This window comes from Amycolatopsis sp. NPDC102522 (assembly GCF_055584485.1).
The window spans coordinates 280,832-301,814 of the sequence record NZ_JBVJLY010000006.1; the positions used below are offsets into that span (position 1 = coordinate 280,832).

Here is a 20,983-nt window from a genome sequence, read left to right on the forward strand (position 1 = left end):
GCGGGCCCTCAGTCGTTCTGCAGGTGTTCGAGGGCGTCCTGCAGCCCGCGTGGATCGGCGGGGACACCGGCGAGCGTGAGTCCCATTTGGACTCCGGCGAGGGTTCCGGCGAGCGTGAGGTCGTTGAACGCGCCGAGATGCCCGATGCGGAAGATCTTCCCGGCGAGTTTGCCCAGTCCCGCGCCCAAGGACATGTCGAACCGGTCGAGGATGATCGCGCGGACCTTGTCGGCGTCGACGCCTTCGGGCACGAGGACAGCGGTCAGCGCGCCGGAATGCTCACGCTCGTCCTGGCAGAGGACCTCCAGCCCCCAGCCGCGCACGGCGGCTCGCGTGGCGGCGGCATGCCTGGCATGGCGCGCGAAGACGTTCTCGAGACCCTCTTCGTAGAGCAGGCGCAAGGCTTCCCTCAGCCCGTACATGAGGTTGGTGTTGGGGGTGTAGGGGAAGAATCCGCGCGCGTTCGCGGCGAGCATCGGGCCCCAGTCCCAGAAGACCTTCGGCAGGCAGGCCGTCTTGGCGGCGTCGAGGGCCTTGTCGCTGATCGCGTTGAAACTCATGCCCGGCGGGAGCATGAGGCCTTTCTGCGAGCCCGCGACGGTGACGTCGACACCCCATTCGTCGTGCCGGTAGTCGATCGAACCCAGCGACGAGATCGTGTCGACCAGCAGCAGCGCGGGATGCCCGGTGGCGTCGATCGCGGCGCGGATCTCCGGCACGCGGCTGGTGACGCCGGTGGAGGTCTCGTTGTGGACCACGCAGACGGCCTTGATCCGATGCGCGGTGTCCGCGGCGAGCTTTTCGGCGACCACCTCGGGGTCCGCGCCGTGCCGCCAGTCCCCCGCCACGAAGTCGACGCGCAGCCCGAGACCCCGCGACATCTCCTGCCACAACGTGGCGAAGTGACCGGTCTCGAAGGCCAGCACGGTGTCGCCCGGGCTGAGGGTGTTGGTCAGGGCCGCCTCCCACGCGCCGGTCCCGGTGGCGGGGTAGATGACCACCGGGTTCGTGGTGCCGAAAACGGGCTTGATGTCGCGCAGCAGCCCGCTCGCCAGCTCTTGGAACTCGGGCCCGCGGTGGTCGATGGTGGCCGCCGACATCGCCCGGAGCACCACGTCCGGGACGTTCGTCGGGCCCGGGATCTGCAGGAAGTGACGTCCGGCCGCGTATGTCATGTGCGCCTCCACGCTCGGCTTCGAGATGTTCCACAGAGCGAAACCTTGGTCTCGCTGCTTGAAAGGTATACCGTGTACCGAACTCCGTCGAGGGGGTACCCGGAAACAACTTCAAGTCCCTGGATGTGTCAGCGCCGACCGCAGAGGATTCAGATGTCCATACAACTCGTCACAGTCGTGGCGCTCGCCCTCGTGTTCCTGATCGCGACCGTGCTCCCCGTCCACATGGGAGCGCTGGCGTTCGTCGCGGCTTTCGTGATCGGCACGGCGTTCGTCGGGGAAAGCACCGACGACATCGTCTCGGGCTTTCCCGGAGATCTCTTCGTCATCCTGGTCGGGGTGACGTTGCTGTTCGCGATAGCCAAAGGCAACGGCACGGTCGACCGGCTCGTGCACCTGGTGGTGCGCGCCGTCGGCGGGCGGATCGCCCTGATCCCCTGGGTGATGTTCGTGGTCACCGCGACGCTGACCGCGGTCGGCGCGGTGGTGCCGGCGGCGGTGGCGATCATCGCCCCGATCGGCATGGGTTTCGCCCGCCGCTACTCGATCAACCCGATGCTGATGGGCCTGCTGATCATCAACGGCGCCAGCGCGGGCGGCTTCTCCCCCATCAGCATCTTCGGCAGCATCGTCAACGGCGTCGTCGCCCGCGACAACCTGCCGAGCAATCCGGGGCTGCTGTTCGTGTCTTCCTTCGCCTTCAACCTGGTGCTGAGCATCGTGGTGTTCTTCCTCTTCGGCGGCCGCGAACTGATCCGCCGGTCATCGGCCGCCAAGACCCGGGTGACCGCCGTGGCGGCGCAGCCCGCGCTGGCGGTGAGCGGTTCGTCGGCGGGCGCGACGATCACCGATGATCCCGGCGAAGCCACGCCTTCCAGCGGCGGAACCGACGAGCCCGAGGAGCGCCTTCCGCTCACCCGCGACCACGTGTTCACCCTGATCGGACTGGCGGCGCTCGCGGTGGGCGCGCTGGTGTTCAAGCTCGACGTCGGCTTCACCGCGCTGACCGTGGCGACGGTGCTGTCGCTGGTCTCGCCGGGGTCGGCGAAGGCGGCCGTCGGCGAGGTGGCGTGGCCGACCGTGCTGTTGATCTGCGGGATCGTCACTTTCGTGTCACTGATGGAGCGGGTCGGCACGATCGACTGGCTGGGCAACCTCGTGACGCAGATCGGCTCGCCCCTGCTGGCCGCGATCCTGATCTGCGCGATCGGCGCGGTGGTCTCGGCGTTCGCGTCCACGACCGGGATCCTCGGCGCGCTCATCCCCCTGGCCGTGCCGTTCCTGCTGGCGGGCGAGGTCGGCGCGGTCAGCATGATCATCGCGCTGGCGATCTCGTCTTCGGTCGTCGACTCGTCGCCGTTCTCGACCAGCGGTGCCCTGGTCGTGGCCAACGCGCCGGCCGGTCAGAACGACAAGGTGTTCCGCGGCTTGATGATCTGGGGCTTCAGCATGTGCGTGATCGCGCCCGTCACGACCTGGCTGCTGTTCATCCTGCCCGGCTGGGGCTGAGCTGAAGGGCGCTTTCCCCGCATGAGATGCGAGGAAAGCGCCCTTCAGCTATCGGCCCCGGCGTTCGGCGAGCCAGCGCTCGGAGTCGGGAGTGCCGCCGTCGAGCTGGTCCACCACCTCGTCGAGGAAGCTGCTGTGACCGTGATCGGCCAGCGCCTTCAGCACCGCTTCGGGATCGCCGCCCTCGATGATCGTGAGCAGTTCGCGATGCCGCTCGACGTTCTGCAGCAACGATTCCGCGTCGCGGCGAGCGCTGCGGTTGAGCGCCATGCACAGCTGCATCTGCAGCGAAAGCGCGCGATACGCCTCGGTGACGCGCTCATGTCCGGCCAGCGCGACGATCGACTGATGGAAGTCGTACTTGCGCTGAGTGAAGACGCCTTCGTCGCCGTCGAGGCCCGCTTGCTCGAAAGCGGCCAAGGCGTTCCGGCAGGCTTGCAGCCGCTCCGGCGAGCGGACCGGGATCCCGATCCGGACGGCGAAGGCTTCGAGCTCTTCGCGCAAGGTGATGATCTCGTAGACGTCGTGGCGGGTCAGGGGACGGACGATGACCCCGCGCCGCGGATGGGGCACGACGAGCCCTTCGAACGCCAGGACCTGCAACGCTTCGCGCAACGGCGGGCGGGACACCCCGAGCCGCTCGGTGAGCTTGGCCTCGACCAAACGCGTGCCGGGCGGGAGCTCGCCGGAAAGTATCATCGCGCGCAGCGCCTGCGTGGCCAGGTCGGCCATGCTCGGCGGCACGATGATCCGGCCGTCCTCGTACTGCACGGCTCCTGCGGAACTCGTGGTCATCCAGGCCCCCTTCCTTTCTGTATACGGTATATCAGTCACGTACTTCCCGCGTGAGCGGTATGTCACTTCTCCTCCGCTTGGACTTTTAGTCCAACGCTTATACGGTCAGTCTTGTGACCAACGAGCATCCGTATCCCCCGGCCTTCCGCAGCGGCGATCTGGTTTCCGTCTCCGGACGGCTCGGCGTGACCGAGACCGGAGCACTGGTACCCGGCGGATTCGACGCCGAATGCCCGCGGGCCTTCGCCAATCTCGACGCCGCGCTGAACTCGGTGGGCGCGAGCCGCGCCGACGTGGTGAAGGTCGTCGTCTACCTGACCGACATCACCGACCGCGACGGCCTCAACCGCGTCTACGAAGCGTTCTTCTCCGAGCCTCGGCCCGCCCGCACCTGCGTCGGAGTCGCGTCGCTGCCCTACGGCGGCGTCGTCGAAGTCGAGGCTCTCGCCCGAGTACGCGATGTCTGAGCAGGACGCGATCCTCGACGCGCTCGCCCCGGTCGCCGACGGCATCGCGGCGACGCTCGGCTCGTTCTGCGAGGTCGTGGTGCACGACTTCCGGCGCCCGGAACAGTCGGTGGTGGCGATCGCCGGCTCGGTCACCGACCGCAGCGTGGGCGGGTCGATGAGCGAGATCGGCATGGGTCTGCTCGCCCGCGGCGACGACGCCGAAGACCAGCTGAACTACGTCACGCGGACGGCGTCCGGGAAGCTCGTGAAGTCTTCGACGATGCTGCTGCGTGACGGCGGCGGCTCGGTGTTCGGCGCGCTGTGCGTGAACCTCGACGTCACCGCTCTGGGCCAGCTCAAAACCCTGGTCGGAGAACTCGCCGACGTCGGCACCACCGCCGAAACGCCGACCACCACCTTCGGCGACGACGTCGACGCGGTGGTGGACGCGATCGTCGACGAACACCAGCTCCGGCTGAACAAGCCGTGGGCCGCGCTCAGCCGCGACGAACGTCTCGACCTGTTCCGCAGCCTGCACGCGCGTGGCGTCTTCGCCGTCCGACGGGCCGTTCCGCAGGTCGCGGCCCGGATCGGGATCTCCCGCGCCTCCGCATACAACTATCTCTCCGAAATCCGTGATCAAGGAGCATCATGACCGCCGCCGTGACCATCGACGACATCCGCGACGCCGCCGCCCGCCTGGCCGGTGTCGCGCACCGGACCCCGGTCGTGCGTTCCCGCACCCTCGACGACCGCGTCGGCGCCGAGGTCTTCATCAAGTGTGAGAACCTCCAGCGCGTCGGGGCTTTCAAGTTCCGTGGCGCGTACAACGCCGCTTCCCGGCTCACGCCGGAGCAGCTGGCCAAGGGCATCGCCGCCTACTCTTCGGGCAACCACGCCCAAGCCGTCGCGCTCGCCGCGCGGGAACTCGGGAGCAGCGCGGTCATCCTGATCCCGGAGGACACCCCGCAGTCCAAAAAGGACGCCACCGCGGGCTACGGCGCCGAGATCGTCACCTACGACCGGTACACCGGCGACCGTGTCGCGATCGGTGAAGCGCTCGCGGCCGAACGCGGCCTCGCACTCATCCCGCCGTACGAACACCCGCACGTGATCGCCGGGCAGGGCACCGCGGCGCTGGAACTGCTGGAGGACACCGATTCCCTGGACACCCTGGTCGTCCCTGTCGGCGGTGGCGGCCTGATCGCGGGCAGCTCGACCGCTGCGAAGGCCGTGCGGCCCGGCATCCGGGTCGTCGGTGTCGAACCCGCCGAGGGTGACGACACCCAGCGTTCCCTGGAAGCCGGGGAACGCGTGTCGATCCCGGTGCCGCGCACGATCGCCGACGGCCAGGCCGCTTCCATTCCCGGCGAACTGACCTTCTCGATCAACCAGCGGCTCGTCGACGAGATCGCCCTGGTCACCGACGACCAGGTCCGGGACGCGATGCGGTTCGCGTTCGAGCGGCTGAAGCTCGTCATGGAGCCGAGCGGGGCGACCGGTCTCGCCGCGCTGCTCAGCGGCCGGATTCCCGTTTCGGGCCGGGTCGGGGTGATCATCAGCGGCGGGAACGTCAGCCCGGAACGCTTCGCCGAACTGATCGCGGCCGAGTAACCCTCGTGAGTGGTAAGGCGCGTTAGAACCGTCCTTGCCACTCACGAGGCTGTCGCGGGTTCGGGATCCGCCAGGCTGGGCAGCGGGTGTCTCCAATGTGGCGTTGGGGACGCTCGGTGTCCCCAACGCCGCATTGGGGACACCCGCTCGCGCTTGGCCAGAGGTCCGATGGCCGTGTTCGCGCCAAGTACGTAAGTGCCCCAGGACGCCAAGCAAGGTGACTCGTGAGTGGTAACGACGATTAGGGCCAAAAGTATCTTAGGTACCTACTGGATTCTGGTGCAATTGATCGCGGGTCCGGACTTGCCGATCGCCACACTCGCCCCACGCGCAACAGCAGTCCCTGCGGCTGCGCGTGAAGGCCCCCTTCCCTCGGCTTCACACCTCCCCCAAGTACGTGAAGGCCCCCTTCACAGCGCTAGGCGCAATGAAGGGGGCCTTCACGTACTTCAGGCGACCAGGATGCCGAACCGTGGTGGGGCCCAGGCCCTCGTGAGTGGTAAGGAAGGTTAGAACCGTCCGTACCACTCACGAGGGCCGGATCAAAGGCCGAGCCCGCTGGCCAGCACCGGCCACGAGTTACGCAGCGCCCGCTGCCAGTAAGGCCAGCTGTGCGTCCCGTCGCCGTAGTAGTCGACGGTCACCGGAATCCCTTTGGACTTCAACCGATCCGTAAAGCTCACGGAGGCGCCCAGCGCCTGGGGTTCGAGGATGTCGGACTGGCCCGGCGGGTCGAGCGGGCCGGTCTTGCCGTTCCCGCACGACAGGTAGAGCGCCGTGCCGCGCAGGTCGTCGACGTGGTCGTACGGGTTGTTCGCCGACCACAGCGGCCGCATTCCCCAACTGTCGCCCCAGAGTTCGAGGTAGTTGAAGATCCCCGCGCGGGCCAGGATCCCTTGGATGAACAGGGGAATCCCCTGGTACAGCGTGTGCGGAACACCACTGTAGGACGCCGCCGCGGCGAACATGCCCCTGTGCTTGTACGAATACGCGAGCGCGCCGTAACCGCCGATCGACAGTCCAGCGATCGCCCGGCGCGTGCCGGCCCGGTAGCCGCGTTCGACGATCTGCCGTACTTCCAGGGTGTGGAAGGTGTCCCAGTCCGGAGTGCTCTTGAGGCCGAAGTTCCACCACTTCGTGTACATCCCGGCGGGACCGCCGGTCGGCATGACGACGAGGGCGTCCTTGTCCGCGGTGAACGCCTTGACGTCGGTGAACTGGTCCCACGAGCGGTAGTCGACCGGTTCGCAGCAGCCGTGCAGCAGGTACAGCGTGGGCCAGGTCCGCGCGGGCTGCGCGGACCAGCCGGTCGGGACCAGCAGGCGGACCATGCCGGTGGTGCCGAGCGCGGGCGAGCTGATCTTGAGGTCGACCGTCCGCGCGTCCAGCCAGGTCTCCTCGACCACCTTCGCGCCGTTGTCGGCGGTGACCTGCGCGGGAGCGGCGACCGCGGGGATCGAGCTGCCGAGCAGAGCGACCATGGACAACACCAGCAGGCCCCATCGCCGCGTTCGGTTCATCGCTTCTCCTTGCTCACAAAGGGATGTTGCCGTGCTTCTTGGCCGGGAGGGTCTGCCGTTTGGTCCGCAGCGCGCGCAGGGCCCTCGCCACCTGCAGGCGGGTCTGCGACGGCGCGATGACCTGGTCGACGTAGCCGCGTTCCGCGGCGAGGTACGGGTTCGAATGCCGTTTGCGGTACGCCTCGGTGAGCCGTCTTCGTTCGGCGGACCGCTGCTCCGGCGGCATCGCGGCCAGTTCGCGCCGGTGCAGCACCCGGACGGCGCCCTCGGCACCCATCACCGCGATCTCCGCGGTGGGCCAGGCCATGTTGACGTCCGCGCCGAGATGCTTCGACCCCATCACCGCGTAGCCGCCGCCGTAGGCCTTGCGGATCACCACGGTCACCTTCGGCACAGTGGCCTCGGCGTAGGCGTAGATCAGTTTGGCGCCGCGGCGGATGATCCCGTGCCGTTCCTGCGCGGCGCCGGGCAGATAGCCGGGGACGTCGGCGAGGGTGAGGATCGGGATGTTGAAGGCGTCGCAGAACCGCACGAACCGGGCTGCCTTCTCCGAGGCGTCGATGTCGATCACGCCCGCCTGATGCCGCGGCTGGTTGGCCACGACGCCGACGGTGCGGCCCTGCACCCGGCCGAACGCGCAGATCATGTTGCGCGCGAAGGCGCTGTGCACCTCGGTGAACTCGCCGTCGTCGACGAGCCGCGAGAGCACCTCGGTCATGTCGTAGGCCTGGTTCAGCGAATCGGGTACCAGGCGGTCGAGTTCGAGATCGGCGGCGGTGAGTTCGGGGGCGGTCTCGTCGGCATATTCCGGGACGGCGTCGAGGTTGTTGGACGGCAGGTAGCCGAGCAGGGTCTGCACCCAGTCGATCGCGTCCTGTTCGCCGGTGGCCCGGTGGTGGGCGTTCCCGGAGATCTCGCTGTTCACCGCGGCGCCGCCGAGCTGCTGGGCGGTGACCCGCTCGCCGCTGACGGCGTGCACGACGTCCGGCCCGGTGACGAACATGTGCGCGGTCTCGTCGACCATCACCGTGAAGTCCGTGATCGCCGGGGAGTAGACCGCGCCGCCCGCGCACGGTCCCATGATCAGCGAGATCTGCGGGATGACGCCGGAGGCCAGCGCGTTGCGCCGCCCGAGTTCGGCGTAGTAGGCCAGCGAGACGACGCCTTCCTGGATCCGGGCGCCGCCGGAATCGTTGATCCCGACCACCGGGCAGCCCAGCGTCATCGCCAGATCCATCACCTTGAGGACCTTTTCGCCGAAGACCTCGCCCATGCTGCCGCCGAACACGGTGAAGTCCTGGGAGAACACGCAGATCTGCCTGCCGTCGACGGTGCCGTGCCCGGTCACCACGCCGTCGCCGTAGGGCCGGTTGGCGTCCATCCCGAACTCGGCGCACCGGTGCCGGGCGAACTGGTCGAGTTCGACGAAGGAACCCGGGTCCATCAGCAGTTCGACCCGTTCGCGCGCGGTCAGCTTGCCCTTGGTGTGCTGCCGGTCGACGGCCCGTTTCTCCGCGATGCGGACGGCTTCATCCTGGCGAGCGGCGAGATCGGCGATGCGGAACGCCGTCGTCGGAGCGAACGGGACGTCGGTCATGGCCGCGCCGCCCTCGGTGCCGCGAGCCGCGCCGCGAGTGCTTCGGCGACCACCTCGACGTGCGGCGGGTCGATCATCGACAGGTGATCGCCCGGGACCCGCACGATCTCCAGATCCGCGCAGAACGCGTCCCAGCCGAGGGCGTCGTCGGTGCGCAGGTAACGCGGGTCGAGGGTGGTGGTCAGCGGATGCGGCTCCCGCGCGCGCACCAGCAGCACCGGCCCGGCATACGGTTCCGGGGCGTAGCGTTCGGCCACCCGTGCGTCCACATAGGACTCGTACTGGTGCCGCAGCACTCCTTGGCCCATCCCGGGCACCCGCGCGGCCAGCCTGCTGATCACCAGCCGGATCTGTTCGTCGTCGCCGAGCAGGACGAGGTCTTCGCGCGGGATGTCCAGCGGGACACCGTAGGTCTGCTCGACGTGTTCGGCGAACCGGTCGAACCGGTCCAGCAGGATCTCCTGCGCCGGTATCCCGGGCGCGGGCAGCGGCAGGATGCTGTCGATCATGACCACGAGATCGACCCGCGCCCCCGCCGCGGTCAGCCGCCGGGCCGTCTCGTAGGCGAGGCAGCCGCCGAACGACCAGCCGCCCAGCCGGTACGGGCCCTGCGGCTGGATTTCGCGGATCAGCTCGAGATAGCACTCGGCCTTGCCCTCGACGGTGTCCTCGTCGTCGATCCGTTCGAGCCCGTAGACGGACCTGCCCTCCGGCAGCAGGCGGACGAGCCCGTCGTAGACGCTCGTCGGCCCGCCCGCCGGATGGAACAGGAACACCGGATCCGTGCCGCCTTCGCGCAGCGGCCGGACCGGGCAACCCCCGCGCCCCTCGAGCCGGTCACGCAGCAGGTCGGCCATCGCGGCGATCGTCGGTGTGGCGAAGAGCCGATCGCTGCCGGGGACGTCGCCGAGCCGGCCCGCGAACGCCGACCGCAGCCTTTCCGCGCCATCGGAATCGCCTCCGGCGGCGAAGAAATCGTCGTGGACGCCGGGCTCGTCGCCGTCCAATTCCGCCTGCCAGAGCCGCGCGACCCAGCGTTCGGCCGGATCACGGGGTCCGACCACCACGCTGGGACCGGGCTGTCGCGAGCCTCCCCCGCCGAACCCGGCCTGGTCGGCCAGATGGTCGGCGAGTTCGGCGAGACCGGCACCGCGCAACAGCAGCGGGATCGGCAGTAGCAGGCCGAAATCGCGTTCCACGACGCCTTTGGCGCGCATGGCGGTGAGCGAGTCCAAGCCGAGTTGGGTGAGCGGCAGCTGCCTGTCGATCTCGTCCGCCGCGAGGCCGAGCATCCCGGCGACGAGCCCTGCCAGATAGTCGGCCAGCATCTCGCGGGCGGCTTCGGGCAGCACGGCCCTCAAGGTGTCCAATCCGTCCCAAGTGGACTGTCCGGTGTCCGGTTCTTCCTTCGGTACCAGGGTCTCGAAGAACGGCCTTGCGGCCAGACCAGGGAACAAGGCCAGTACGGTCCCGGCGTCGACGCGGGCGATCCCGGTCGCCGCCCGGTCACGCCCCAGCACGGCGTCCATCGCCGCCAGGGCCTCCTCCGTGCCGAGCGGTTCGAGTACCGGGTTGCGGCTGCCGACGGCCGCTCCCGCCTCGCCCCAGGCTCCCCAGCCGATGGTCGCCGCCGGCAATCCGGCGGCCCTGCGCCACGCGACGAGGGCGTCCACCCACGCGTTCGCGGTGGCGTAGGCGGCCTGCCCCGGCGACCCGAACAGCGTGGCCGCCGACGAGTACGTCAGCCACCAGTCGAGGTCGTGTCCGGCCGTCGCCTCATGAATCCGCCACGCTCCCAGCGCTTTCGCCCGCCAAACGGCCTCGACAGCGCCGGTTTCGACGGCGATCGCGGCGCCGTCGGACAGCACACCGGCCGCGTGCAGCACACCTCGCATCGGCAGGCCGCCTTCCGTGGCCGCCGCGACCAGCGCCTCGGCTGTCCCCGGTGCGGCGATGTCACCCGCCACCACGCGGACGTCCGCGCCCAGTTCACGCAGGTCCGCCAGCGTCGGTTCGATCTCGGAGGTCGCGCCGCGGCGACCGGAGAGGACGAGCCTGGTCGCGCCACGCCTGGCCAGCCAGTCCGCCGCGACCAGGCCGAGGCCGCCCAGACCACCGGTGATCACGTACGCGCCTTCTCGCACAACGGTTTCGCGGCGGGGTTCGCCGAGTTCGGGACGGGCCAGCAGCCGCGTGTACCGGACGCCCTCGCGCCAGGCGATCTCGTCGTCCGGCGCGTCCGCGCGGATCTCCGCCACCAGCCTGCCGACCCACAGCCGGGCGGGATCGGGCTCGGCGTCGAAGTCGACCTGGCTCGCCCTCAGTTCGGGATGTTCGAAGGCGAGGACCCGGACCAGCCCGCGCAGCCACGCCTGGCCGGGGTCGCCACGCTCACCGGGTTCGATGGCCGACGCACCGGCGCTGACCAGCCACAACCGTGGGGCGGACACCGCTTCGGCCAGTTCGGCGAGGACACCGGAAAGCGTGGCGACCGCCCGCGCGGCCCGCATCGGGTCGGCCACGCCCGAGGTGGCGGCGCACACGAGCACTCCCGTCACCTCGCGGGATCGCAGGAGTCCCGTCAGCTCGGCGCGGTCTCCGAGCGGAGCCGTCGCCAGCTCGTCCCCGGATTCGGTGAGCCTGTCACGCAACGCCGTCAGCCACGGCGTGCCTTCGTGGCCGTCGTGCAGGACGACCCAGCCGCGCGGGCCCGGTTCCGGCGTCGGCAGCGCGGCCTGCCGCCAGACCGTCTCGAACAGCAGGTCCGTCATCGGCACCGGCAGCGCCGAACGCTGGAACCGGCGGCAGTAGACCTCGCGGAACTCGACCAGGACGACGTCGTCGGCGTCGACCAGCTGCACACCGCCGACCAAGCCGTCGCCGGCCGGGTCGAGCGAGTCGAGCACCGCGTCGACCCGGACACCGCGGCGCGGATCACCGGTGAGGACGACCTCGCCCAAGGTCAGCGGCAGGAAGACGCCGTCGGCTTCGCGCAGCGCGTCCCCGGCGGCCGCGGCCAGCGCGTGCAGGCAGGCGTCGGCGATCACCGGGTGCAGCACATACGCCGGGTGACCGGCGGGCGGGGTGATCGACGCCGAGGCCTTGCCCGGCACCGCCAGGACTCCGCTCAGCCCACGGAACGCGGGGCCGTAACTCTGCCCCATCCCCGCCAGCACCTGGTAAAGGTCGACCGGACGGGCGTCCCCGGCGACGGCGCCGAACGGCACCACCGCGGTGTCCCCGTCGCGGACGCGGGCGGTGGCGTGCCGGATCCACCCGCCGTCGGCGGACCTCGCGTAGACGTCCACTTCGGACAGTCCGGAGCCGGTGCTCAGGCTGGTCGTGACCTCGGTGTGCGCGGCGAGCGGGAGCACCCGGTGCAGTTCGAGACCGCCGATGCGCAGTTGCCCGCCGGGCCGCAGGACCGCCTTGGCCGCCGCGAGCGCCAGTTCGAGGAAGCCGGCGGCGGGGAACAGCGGGACCCCCATCGCCGCGTGGTCGGCGAGCCAAGGCAGCACCGCCGTCCCGACGTCCGCGCTCCACAGGTGCCCGCCGGTCGGCTGTTCGATGTGGACACCCAGCAACGGATGCGCGCCACCGGATCCGGGCCGGGAGACCGGGCGCGGCGGCCAGAACCGTTCGTGCCGCCAGCGCGGCCCGGGCAGCTCGACAGGCACCGGGCGCGGGCCCCGGGCATCGAGCACGCCCGGCAGTCCGAGGGTGTGGAGCCGGGCGAGCGTGCCCAGGAACGCGGCGCGCTCGTCGATCTTGCGGCTCGCCGACGGAAGTGCGAGGGCGCCGGTGCTCTGCTCGATCGCGGCCAGCGCCACCGGATGCGGCGAGATCTCGACGAACACGCCGTACCCGTCGGCGGTCGCCGCCGCCAGTGCCTGGCTGAACCGCACCGGACGGCGCAGGTTCGCCGCCCAGTACTCGACGTCGAACGCCGGTGGCCACTGTGGATCGTCGAGAACACTGCTGTAGCAGGGAATCTTGGATGGTCGCGGCGAAAGCCCGTCGAGTTCGGCGCGGAACCGGCCGAGGACGGCGTCGACGGCTTCCGAATGCCCGGCACCCCCGACAGGCAGCCGTCTCGCCAGCCTGCCGAGGCCCTCGACGTGCGAGACCAGGGCCTCGACCTGCTCTGCGCCGCCGCTGACGGTGCACTGGACCGGCGAGGCGTAAACCGCGACGGTGATCCCGGGGAATTCCGTTTCCAGCCCGGCGAGTTCGGCGGGCGACAGTTCGACGACGGCCATGGCGCCCTCGCCGGTCGCGTCGACCTCCGCGAGCAGCCGGGCCCGCGTGGCCATCACGCGCAGGCCGTCGGCGACGTCGAGCGCCCCCGCGACGACGGCGGCCGCGACCTCGCCCATCGAATGCCCGAGCACCGCGGCCGGGACGACGCCGTGCGCACGCCAGAGCCCGGCGAGGGCCAGCTGCATGCCGAACAGCGCGAGCTGAGTCTCGCCGAGATCCGGCAGGTCACGCTCGCCGGAGAACACCTCGCGCAGGGAGAATCCGGCCTCCGCGCGGAACACCGGATCGAGCGCCTCCACCTCGGCACGGAACGCGGGCTCGGTGCGCAGCAGGAGACGGCCCATCCCGGGCCACTGGGAGCCGTAACCGGAGAAGACGAACACGACGTCGGGCACGGGCCCGGTCCTCACGGCGGCCATCTCCCGCAGCGCGGCGGCGGCCCGGCCGCGTTCCCCGGCGACCACCGCGCCCCGGACCGGCAGATGGTCACGCCTGCGCGCGAGCGTGGCGGCGACAGCGCCCAGCGGTACCGTGCGGTGCTCTTCGAGCCAGTCCGCCAGGTCCGCGGCCCGCGCCCGGAGCACCTCGGGCGACCGGGCCGACAGCGCGAACACCTGCGGGCCTTCGGTTTCCGTCTCCCGGGCGGGGAACGACGCGGCGGGCCACTCTTCGAGGACGACGTGGGCGTTGGTGCCGCCGAAGCCGAACGCGGAGATCCCGGCACGCGCGACACCGGAGTATCGCGGCCAGTCCGCCCCGGTGCCGACCATCCGCAGGCCGAGACCGGCGAAATCGATGTGCGGGCTGGGGTCGCGATAGTGCGGTGTCGGCGGCAGCCGCCGGTGGACCATCGCGAGGACGACCTTGATCAGCCCGGCGATCCCCGCCGCCCCTTCGAGATGGCCCAGGTTCCCCTTCACCGAGCCGATCAGGAGCGGGCGGGCGGATTCGCGGCCGGCTCCGAGCACCTCGCCGAGGGCACCCGCCTCGATCGGATCCCCCAGCGCGGTGCCGGTCCCGTGCGCCTCCACGTAGTCCACAGAGGACGGTTCAACGCCCGCCGCCGCGTACGCGTCACGCAACAAGGCGGCCTGCGCTCCGGGACTGGGCGCGACGAGGCCGTTGGACCGGCCGTCGGAGTTCACCGCGCTGCCGCGGATCACCGCGAGCACCCGGTCCCCCGCGCGGCGGGCGGCCTTCAGCGGTTTGAGCACGACCACACCGCAGCCCTCACCGCGGGCGATACCGTCGGCGGCCGCGTCGAACGGTTTGCAGTGACCGTCCGGCGCCAGCACCCCGGCCCGCTGGAAGCTCGCGGTGACGGCGGGCGAGAGCAGCAGGTTCACCCCGGCGGCGAACGCCGTCCCGCATTCGCCGCGGCGCAGGCTCTGCATCGCCTGATGCACCGCCACCAGCGAAGACGAACAGGCCGTGTCGAGGGTGAGACTGGGCCCGCGCAGGTCGAACAGGTACGAAAGCCGGTTGGCGGCGATGCTCGTCGCGGCCCCGGTGGCGGACCAGACGTCGACGGTGGCGGGATCGGTCATCGTCAGGTGGCCGTACTCGCCCGCCGAAAGCCCGACGAACACCCCTGTCCGGGTTCCCCGCAGGGTGGACGGCGGGATCCCGGCGTGTTCCAGCGCCGCCCAGGTGACTTCGAGCAGCATCCGCTGCTGGGGATCCATCGCCTCGGCCTCGCCCGGCACGATGCCGAAGAACTCGGCGTCGAAACCGGCGATGTCGTCCAGGAAACCGCCACGGCCGAAGTCCTCGTCGGAACCTTCCCAGCGACCTTCGGGCACGTCGCGGATACCGTCGCGTCCGGCGTCCAGGAAGCGCCAGTACTGCTCGGGCGAATCGGTGCCGCCGGGCAGACGGCAGCCGACGCCGACGATCGCGATCGGCTCCTCTTCACGGCCTTCGCCGGCAGCGGTCACGGACTGTTCCACAGTGGACAGATGGTCGGCGAGAGCGGTGATCGTCGGGAACTCCCAGACCAGGGTGGGAGCCAGCGGACGGCCGAGGTACCGGCCCAGATCCGCGGCCAGCTCCATCGACTCCCGCGACGAGAGCCCGCTCTCGTGCAGAGGACGATCCGGATCCACGTGGGACTCGGGCAGCCCTGTCCGCTCCGCCACGCGCGCGATGAGCCAGGCGCGGATCCCCGCGGTCATCCGAGCCGCCGCGCGGTCAGCAGACCATCCACATAGGACTTCCGGCACAGGGCGCGGCTGATCTTGCCGCTGGAGGTGCGCGGAACCTCGCCCGGGGCGAGGAAGACGACGTCGTGCGGGCGCAGGCCGTGCGTGGCCGAGACCGTTCGACGGATCTCCGCGGTCGCCACGGCGATGTCGGCCTCGGCTCCCTTGGCCTGTTCGAGCACGACGACGGCCGCTTCACCGTCTTCGAGCTCGATCGCGAAGGCCGCGGTGGAATGCGGCCGGACCGCGGGGTGGGTCTCCACGGTCTGCTCGATGTCCTGCGGGTAGTGGTTGCGGCCGTCGACGATGACGAGGTCCTTCAGCCTGCCGGTCATGAACAGCTCGCCGTCGTGGCGCACGCCCAGGTCTCCGGTCGCCAGCCAGCCCGCGCCGGACTCCGGATCGACCGGTGGCAGGCCGAAGACGGCGGCGGACGCACTCGGCAGCCCCCAGTAGCCCACACCGATGTTCGGACCGTTCACCTGGATCTCCCCCACCCGCCCCGGTTCGACAAGCGCGCCGGTGACCGGATCGGCGATGCGGATCCGCTGCCCGGCGGGAAAACCGCAGGAGACGAGCGTGGTGGACGCCGCGCCGGGAAGGGCGGGTGTCGCCAGCCCGGCGGCGAGCCGCTCGCGGTCGAAGGTGACCTGCCGCGGTGCCTTGCCCGCCTCGGTGACCGAGACGAGCACGGTGGCCTCGGCCAGCCCGTAGGAAGACCGGTGGACTTCGGGGCGCAGTCCGCACTCCTCGAAGGCGTCGTGGAACCTCGCGATGGTCGCGGGCAGGACCGGCTCGCTGCCGTTGATCAGCGAGACGACCCGGCTCAGTTCGAGGTAGCTCTTCTCGTCCTCGGTCACGCGGGAAGCGCTGTAGGCGTAGGCGAAATTGGGTGCCGCGCTGATCGCGCCGGGGCTGGCCGAGAGGGCGCGCAGCCAGCGCGACGGACGTTCGAGGAACGCGAGCGGGTCCATCAGGACCGAGGCCGCGCCGGCGGCCATCGGCGCGCCGATGCCCAGGATCAGGCCCATGTCGTGGAAGAGCGGCAGCCAGCTGACGGTGGACGTGGTCCCGGTTTCGATCGCGTAGGCGTCGCAGGCCTGGCGGGCGTTGGTGAGCGCGTTGCGATGGGTCAGCATCACGCCCGCCGGGGTCCGCGTGGAACCGGACGTGTACTGCAGGTACGCCAGCGCGTCCGGTTCCGGTCGCGGCCAGGGACGTTCACCGGCCGCGACCGGAGTCGAGGTGTCGACGGCGAGCACGGCGGGCCGCTCGATCTCCGTCGAGGTGAGGAAACCGGCGACGGCGTCGATTCCCTCGGTGGTCGTGAGCACGATCCGCGGCGCGCAGTCGCCGAGCACCGCGGCCAGCCTGCCCGCGTGCCCGGGGAGATCCGGGGCGAACAACGGGACCGCGACCAGCCCGGCCCGGATCGCGCCGAGGAAGGCGACGACGTAGTCGGTCGACTGCCGCGCCAGGATCGCCGCCCGTTCCCCCGGGGCGGCGAAGGTGACCAGCCGCGTGGCGAGAGCCTCGACCCGATCGTCGAGTTCGCGCCAGGACAGGGTGACCGCCCGGCCGTCCGCGCCGGTGCGATGGTCGAGATAGGTCACAGCGACCTCGTCGCCGAGCCTCCGCGCCCAGTACTCCAGCAGGGTCGCGAACGACTCCCCGGCGGGTGCGCCGTCCCGACCGCGGGCGGCGACGACCGTTTCCGAAATGGTTTCCATGGCCCCTCGTTTGACGACGTGAGCAGGAGCGGGTGAATGCGGAACGGCGCCGTTGCCGAAAAGCGGATTCCATTCCGGAGACCGTTCTTTATCTGTCCGGAACTGTATGGATCATCCGCGAAGAGTGTCAATGAAAGGATCGTGAAACGCTGACGGCGGTGCGGCCGTGCTCACCGGGAAGAGAGAAACGGGGCACCCCGCTTGTCACTTCGGGACGGACTTTGTCCCCGCCGGGGGTTCAGCAACCGGAGCGCGAGCAGCGCGCCGGTGAGTTCCAGCCCCGCCGCGGTCAGCAGGCCCGCCGTGTACCCCTCCGCCAGCGCGTACGCGGCACCGTCGTCGAGCCGTGCCGTGCGCACCACCGCCAGCACGGCCCCGATCAGCGCGACACCCAGAGCGCTCGACAGTTCACGGGAAGCGGTGAGCAATCCGGAGGCGGTGCCCGCGTGCCGATCCGCCACGATTTCCAGCGCGTACGAGGTCAACGGAGTGGTCAGGGCCGACCCGGCCCCGATCAGCACCAGCCCCGGAACCCTCGGAAGGATTTCCGGGACCTGGTTGACCGCGGCGACCGCCAGCAGCCCGACGGCCACCGTGGCCAGCCCCGCCGCGACAGTCCGATGTGGACCGAATCGCGGCACGGCCCAGGGCACCAGCGGCGTCGCGGCGACGACCGCGACAGCCACCACGACCAGCGGCAATCCGGCGAGCACCGGTCCGAGCCCGAGGGATTCCTGATGCAGCAACGGGGTGAAGAAGAAGACCCCCGAAACCCCCAGTCCCCACAGCAACTGCACGGTGAGCGCGCCGGTGAAGACCCGCTGACCGGTCAGTTCCCCGGGTACCAGCCGTTCGCGCGCGCGTCTTTCCCTGAGCACGAACCAGATCGCGAGAACCGCACCCCCGAGCCCGAGCACCGCGGGCAGCAGCGCGCGGCCCTCCCCCAGTTCCACCACGGCGGCGGTCACCAGGACCATCCCGGCGGTCACCACCAGCATCGAGAGCACGGCTGGCCGCCCCGCCGCCGGATCGCGGCCCGCCGTGCTCCCGATGCCGGTGACGACCTTGCGCAGCAGGAGCAGCATCGCCGCCACGAACGGGAGATTGACGAAGAAGATCCAGCTCCAGCCCAGATACTCGCTGAGCACGCCGCCGAGTGTCGGGCCGAGCGCCAGCGCCACCGCGAGGCAAGCTGTCCAGACCGTCGCGCCGACGGCCCGTCTTCGCTCGTCGAGATTGGTGCGGAGCAGGCTGAGCAGGGCCGGGACCAGGAACGCCGCGGCGGCGCCCTGCAGCACCCGCGCGGCGATGACGAGCCACGCCGTCGTGGCCAGCCCGCCGACGGCCGCTCCGGCGCCGAACGCGAGCAACCCGGCCCGCAGGGTCGCGGCCTGCCCCCAGCGGTCGACCAGTGTGCCGGCCACCGGCAACAGCCCGGCGAACGGGAGCATGTACCCAATACTCACCCATTGCAGGGTGGGCAGATCGAGGGCGAGGTCGCGGGCGATCGACGGCGCGCCCGCGGCGACGATGGTGTTGTCGAGGGTGGTGACGAACGCCCCGAGCGCGATCATGATCAGCGTCGGTTCCATTTTCCATCCTCGTGAGTGGTAATGCCGGTCAGAACAGCCGGTCAGAACCGTCCTTACCACTCACGAAACCGCACCCCTTACTCGCATGACAATTTCCGCCACGCCCCTTGGCATCCGCGACAGGAACTCCCCGCGACGGTTGCCAACTTCCTCACCCGTGTGAGTACATGTCGTGCGCGTACGTCGTCGTGCGGCAAGGAGTAGCCATGACCAGAACGGCCACGAACTCCGGAAACCAACTGGTCCCGCAGCCGCGGGGAGCGGGACAGGCACAGCGGCTCTGGTGCTCGCTGCCCACCGAGGTGGCCCGCCGCTTCCGGCCGCACGCCGACCCACTCGCGCGGCGGATCCTGGAGGAGATCCAGCAGGCCGTCCCCGAATACGCGAAGCCCTTGGACGGCGAGTTCGGCAAGATCCTCGTACGGGCGATCGAGCAGGCTGTGGTCAGCTGCATCGACAGCATCGGCGATCTCGGCTCGCCCCCGGACGACTGGGTCCGGTTGTTCGTCGAGGTCGGCAAACGGGTGCATCGCGACGGCGGAAGCCTGAACACGCTGCAAGCGGCCTATCGCGCGGGCGGCGGTGCGGCGTTGCGTTACGTGGCGAAGTTCGGCCAGGCGCACCGTCTTCCCCCGGCTGTCCTGTGCATCGGCGCGGAAGCGATTTTCGCTTACGTGGACGAGATCTCCTCCCATTCGGTGGAGGGCTACACCCTCGCGCAGGCGACCGCGACAGGCACCCTCGAACGACGCCGGAGACGGCTGCTCGAACTGCTGCTCGCCACTCCCCCGTCGTCCCCCGCGACCATCGCGACGATGGCGAAGGCCGCGAAGTGGGACATGCCGGACTGGGTCTGCGTCGTAGCCCTCGACCCGCGCGCCGAACAACACCAGATCCCCGCACCGCGCGTCCCCGACGACGTCCTGCTCGACCTGGAGGGCAACGAACCCTGTTTGCTCACCCCGGATCCCGGCCGCGACCTGCGCGGCCTCGACGGCAGGCTCCCCGGCTGGCGCGCCGCGACCGGCCCCCGCGTCCATCCGGCCGACGCGGCGACGTCGCTGCGATGGGCCCGACGCACCCTCGATCTGGTGAGCCGCGGCGTGATCGAGGACCGCGCGGTGACCCGCACGTCGGACCACCTCTCCACCCATTGGCTCCTGCTCGACCGGTTCCTGCTCGACGAGGTGTCGAACAAGGTGCTCGCACCGTTCTCCGGGTTGACGGTGAAACAGCAGATCCGGCTGGCGGAGACGTTGCTGGCCTGGCTGGAGCACAACGGGAGCACGCCGGACATCGCGCAGGCGCTCGGCATCCACCCGCAGACGGTGCGATATCGGGTCAGCCAGCTGAGCGACCTGTTCGGTGACCGCCTCACGGATCCCGCGCAGCGCCTGGAGATCCAGATGGCGTTGCGGGCACACCAGCTGCTGGGCACGCGACCGCCGGAGGAGTCCACTTCGGACGATCAGTGAGCGGCTGGTACCGCGTGGGGCGCGGTGGTCGCCTGCAGTGCGTGAAGGCCCCCTTCCCTACCCTCAAGGTAGGCAAGGAGGCCTTCACGGACCGGACCCCGGCCGTTCAGAGCCAGCCTTGGCGCGACGCCTGAGCTCCCAGCTGGAACCGCGTCTGCGCGCCCAGCAGTTGCTGAAGGCGGCTGATCCGCCGGAGCACCGTGCGTTCGCTGATGCCGAGTTCGCGCGCGATCGCCTCGTCGGTCAGGCCTCCGCTCAGCAGGGCGAGCAGACGGCGGGTGGCGGCGGTCGGTTCCTGTGTGGCTTCGGCGTCGTCCGGGCCGCCCGCCAGCACGGGCACGGCCATCCGCCAGAACGAGCCGAACAGTTCGATCAACGCGCTCAGCAGCATCGACGGATGGATCAGCAGGGCCAGCACGTCGCCGGCGTCGGAGTTCGGGACAGCGATGAGCGCCCGTCTGCTGTCGGCGATCACGAGCTTCAAGGGCAGCCCGGGGAACACCCTGGCCTGCTCGCCGAGGGCGATACTCGACTGCACCTGGGCGAAGCCGTCGTCGTCCTGAAGCACGGACGAGTCGTAGACGACGCGGTAGCCGATGCCGCGCGACATCGATCCCGGCTGCACGGTGCTCACCTCGGGTTTCGGGCTCATGTAGGACCCGGGGTCCAGCGCGACGATGTCGACGGCCGCCTGGGTCTGCATGGCTTCGAACGTGGCGATGACCTCGTCTCGGCTGCGCAGTACTTCGACGAAGTCCGCGTCCCGGCCGGTCCGCAGGGAGTAGGCGGCACCGAGCACCTCAGCCGCCTCCCGTGCGCGGACGGCCGCGGCTTCGTGCTGCGCGGCGAACGCCGACAACGCGGCGCGCGGCGGGCACACCTCGACCCCGGACATACCGGCGCGGACCAGACCGAACCGCTCCAGCTCGGCCAGCTCGACACCGGGCGTGATCGGGCGCCCGTCCAGCATGGCCCGGTACAGCTGCTCGGCCTCCATCGACAGGCCTCGCGACTCGGCGAGCATGACGCTTCTCCTCCCCCACCCCAGGATTGAACCTGACATCGA

At 70.3% G+C, this 20,983-nt stretch carries 13 protein-coding genes; 5 read left to right on the forward strand and 8 right to left on the reverse strand.

What is annotated here, in order from left to right:
* Positions 1-8 precede the first annotated feature (8 nt).
* A complete protein-coding gene (locus ACZ6YV_RS17975) occupies positions 9-1,175 on the reverse strand; it encodes a pyridoxal-phosphate-dependent aminotransferase family protein (RefSeq protein WP_465510663.1) in 1,167 nt (388 codons plus the stop codon).
* Positions 1,176-1,328: 153 nt separating this feature from the next.
* Between ACZ6YV_RS17975 and ACZ6YV_RS17980 the strand changes: the two genes are divergently transcribed.
* On the forward strand, positions 1,329-2,684 hold the full coding sequence (locus ACZ6YV_RS17980) for an SLC13 family permease (protein WP_465510664.1): 1,356 nt from the start codon (positions 1,329-1,331) through the stop codon (positions 2,682-2,684).
* A gap of 48 nt (positions 2,685-2,732) precedes the next feature.
* Here ACZ6YV_RS17980 and ACZ6YV_RS17985 read toward each other — a convergent pair whose 3' ends face one another.
* Entirely contained in the window at positions 2,733-3,479 is a 747-nt protein-coding gene (locus ACZ6YV_RS17985; protein ID WP_465510665.1) for a GntR family transcriptional regulator, read from the reverse strand.
* A gap of 113 nt (positions 3,480-3,592) precedes the next feature.
* Between ACZ6YV_RS17985 and ACZ6YV_RS17990 the strand changes: the two genes are divergently transcribed.
* The 3 genes from ACZ6YV_RS17990 to ACZ6YV_RS18000 are packed head-to-tail and all read left to right on the forward strand — an operon-like array spanning position 3,593 to position 5,542.
* The gene (locus ACZ6YV_RS17990; protein WP_465510666.1) at positions 3,593-3,946 is read left to right on the forward strand and encodes a RidA family protein; all 354 of its coding nucleotides are present in this window, start codon (positions 3,593-3,595) and stop codon (positions 3,944-3,946) included.
* A complete protein-coding gene (locus ACZ6YV_RS17995; RefSeq protein ID WP_465510667.1) occupies positions 3,939-4,583 on the forward strand; it encodes a helix-turn-helix transcriptional regulator in 645 nt (214 codons plus the stop codon). The genes ACZ6YV_RS17990 and ACZ6YV_RS17995 overlap by 8 nt, the downstream gene beginning before the upstream one ends.
* The gene (locus ACZ6YV_RS18000) at positions 4,580-5,542 is read left to right on the forward strand and encodes a pyridoxal-phosphate dependent enzyme (RefSeq protein ID WP_465510668.1); all 963 of its coding nucleotides are present in this window, start codon (positions 4,580-4,582) and stop codon (positions 5,540-5,542) included. Before ACZ6YV_RS17995 ends, ACZ6YV_RS18000 begins: the two co-directional genes overlap by 4 nt.
* Before the next feature lie 542 nt (positions 5,543-6,084).
* On the opposite strand, the gene ACZ6YV_RS18005 is transcribed toward ACZ6YV_RS18000, so the two are convergent.
* The 5 genes from ACZ6YV_RS18005 to ACZ6YV_RS18025 all read right to left on the reverse strand — a co-directional run bounded on the left by ACZ6YV_RS18005 (position 6,085) and on the right by ACZ6YV_RS18025 (position 18,442).
* Complete coding sequence (locus ACZ6YV_RS18005) at positions 6,085-7,062, reverse strand: alpha/beta hydrolase (RefSeq protein WP_465510669.1); 978 nt, start codon at positions 7,060-7,062, stop codon at positions 6,085-6,087.
* A 13-nt stretch (positions 7,063-7,075) separates the two neighbouring features.
* Positions 7,076-8,659 (reverse strand): acyl-CoA carboxylase subunit beta, encoded by a 1,584-nt coding sequence (locus ACZ6YV_RS18010; RefSeq protein ID WP_465510670.1) that lies wholly within the window; start codon positions 8,657-8,659, stop codon positions 7,076-7,078.
* Complete coding sequence (locus ACZ6YV_RS18015; protein ID WP_465510671.1) at positions 8,656-15,093, reverse strand: SDR family NAD(P)-dependent oxidoreductase; 6,438 nt, start codon at positions 15,091-15,093, stop codon at positions 8,656-8,658. Before ACZ6YV_RS18015 ends, ACZ6YV_RS18010 begins: the two co-directional genes overlap by 4 nt.
* Entirely contained in the window at positions 15,090-16,850 is a 1,761-nt protein-coding gene (locus tag ACZ6YV_RS18020; RefSeq protein ID WP_465510672.1) for a fatty acyl-AMP ligase, read from the reverse strand. Before ACZ6YV_RS18020 ends, ACZ6YV_RS18015 begins: the two co-directional genes overlap by 4 nt.
* Before the next feature lie 170 nt (positions 16,851-17,020).
* Complete coding sequence (locus ACZ6YV_RS18025) at positions 17,021-18,442, reverse strand: MFS transporter (RefSeq protein ID WP_465510673.1); 1,422 nt, start codon at positions 18,440-18,442, stop codon at positions 17,021-17,023.
* A gap of 206 nt (positions 18,443-18,648) precedes the next feature.
* Between ACZ6YV_RS18025 and ACZ6YV_RS18030 the strand changes: the two genes are divergently transcribed.
* Positions 18,649-19,917 carry a PucR-like N-terminal domain-containing protein gene (locus ACZ6YV_RS18030; RefSeq protein WP_465510674.1) on the forward strand — a complete coding sequence of 423 codons (1,269 nt, stop codon included), beginning with the start codon at positions 18,649-18,651 and terminating at the stop codon, positions 19,915-19,917.
* 106 nt (positions 19,918-20,023) lie between these two features.
* On the opposite strand, the gene ACZ6YV_RS18035 is transcribed toward ACZ6YV_RS18030, so the two are convergent.
* Positions 20,024-20,941 carry a helix-turn-helix transcriptional regulator gene (locus ACZ6YV_RS18035; protein WP_465510675.1) on the reverse strand — a complete coding sequence of 306 codons (918 nt, stop codon included), beginning with the start codon at positions 20,939-20,941 and terminating at the stop codon, positions 20,024-20,026.
* Positions 20,942-20,983: the final 42 nt, after the last annotated feature.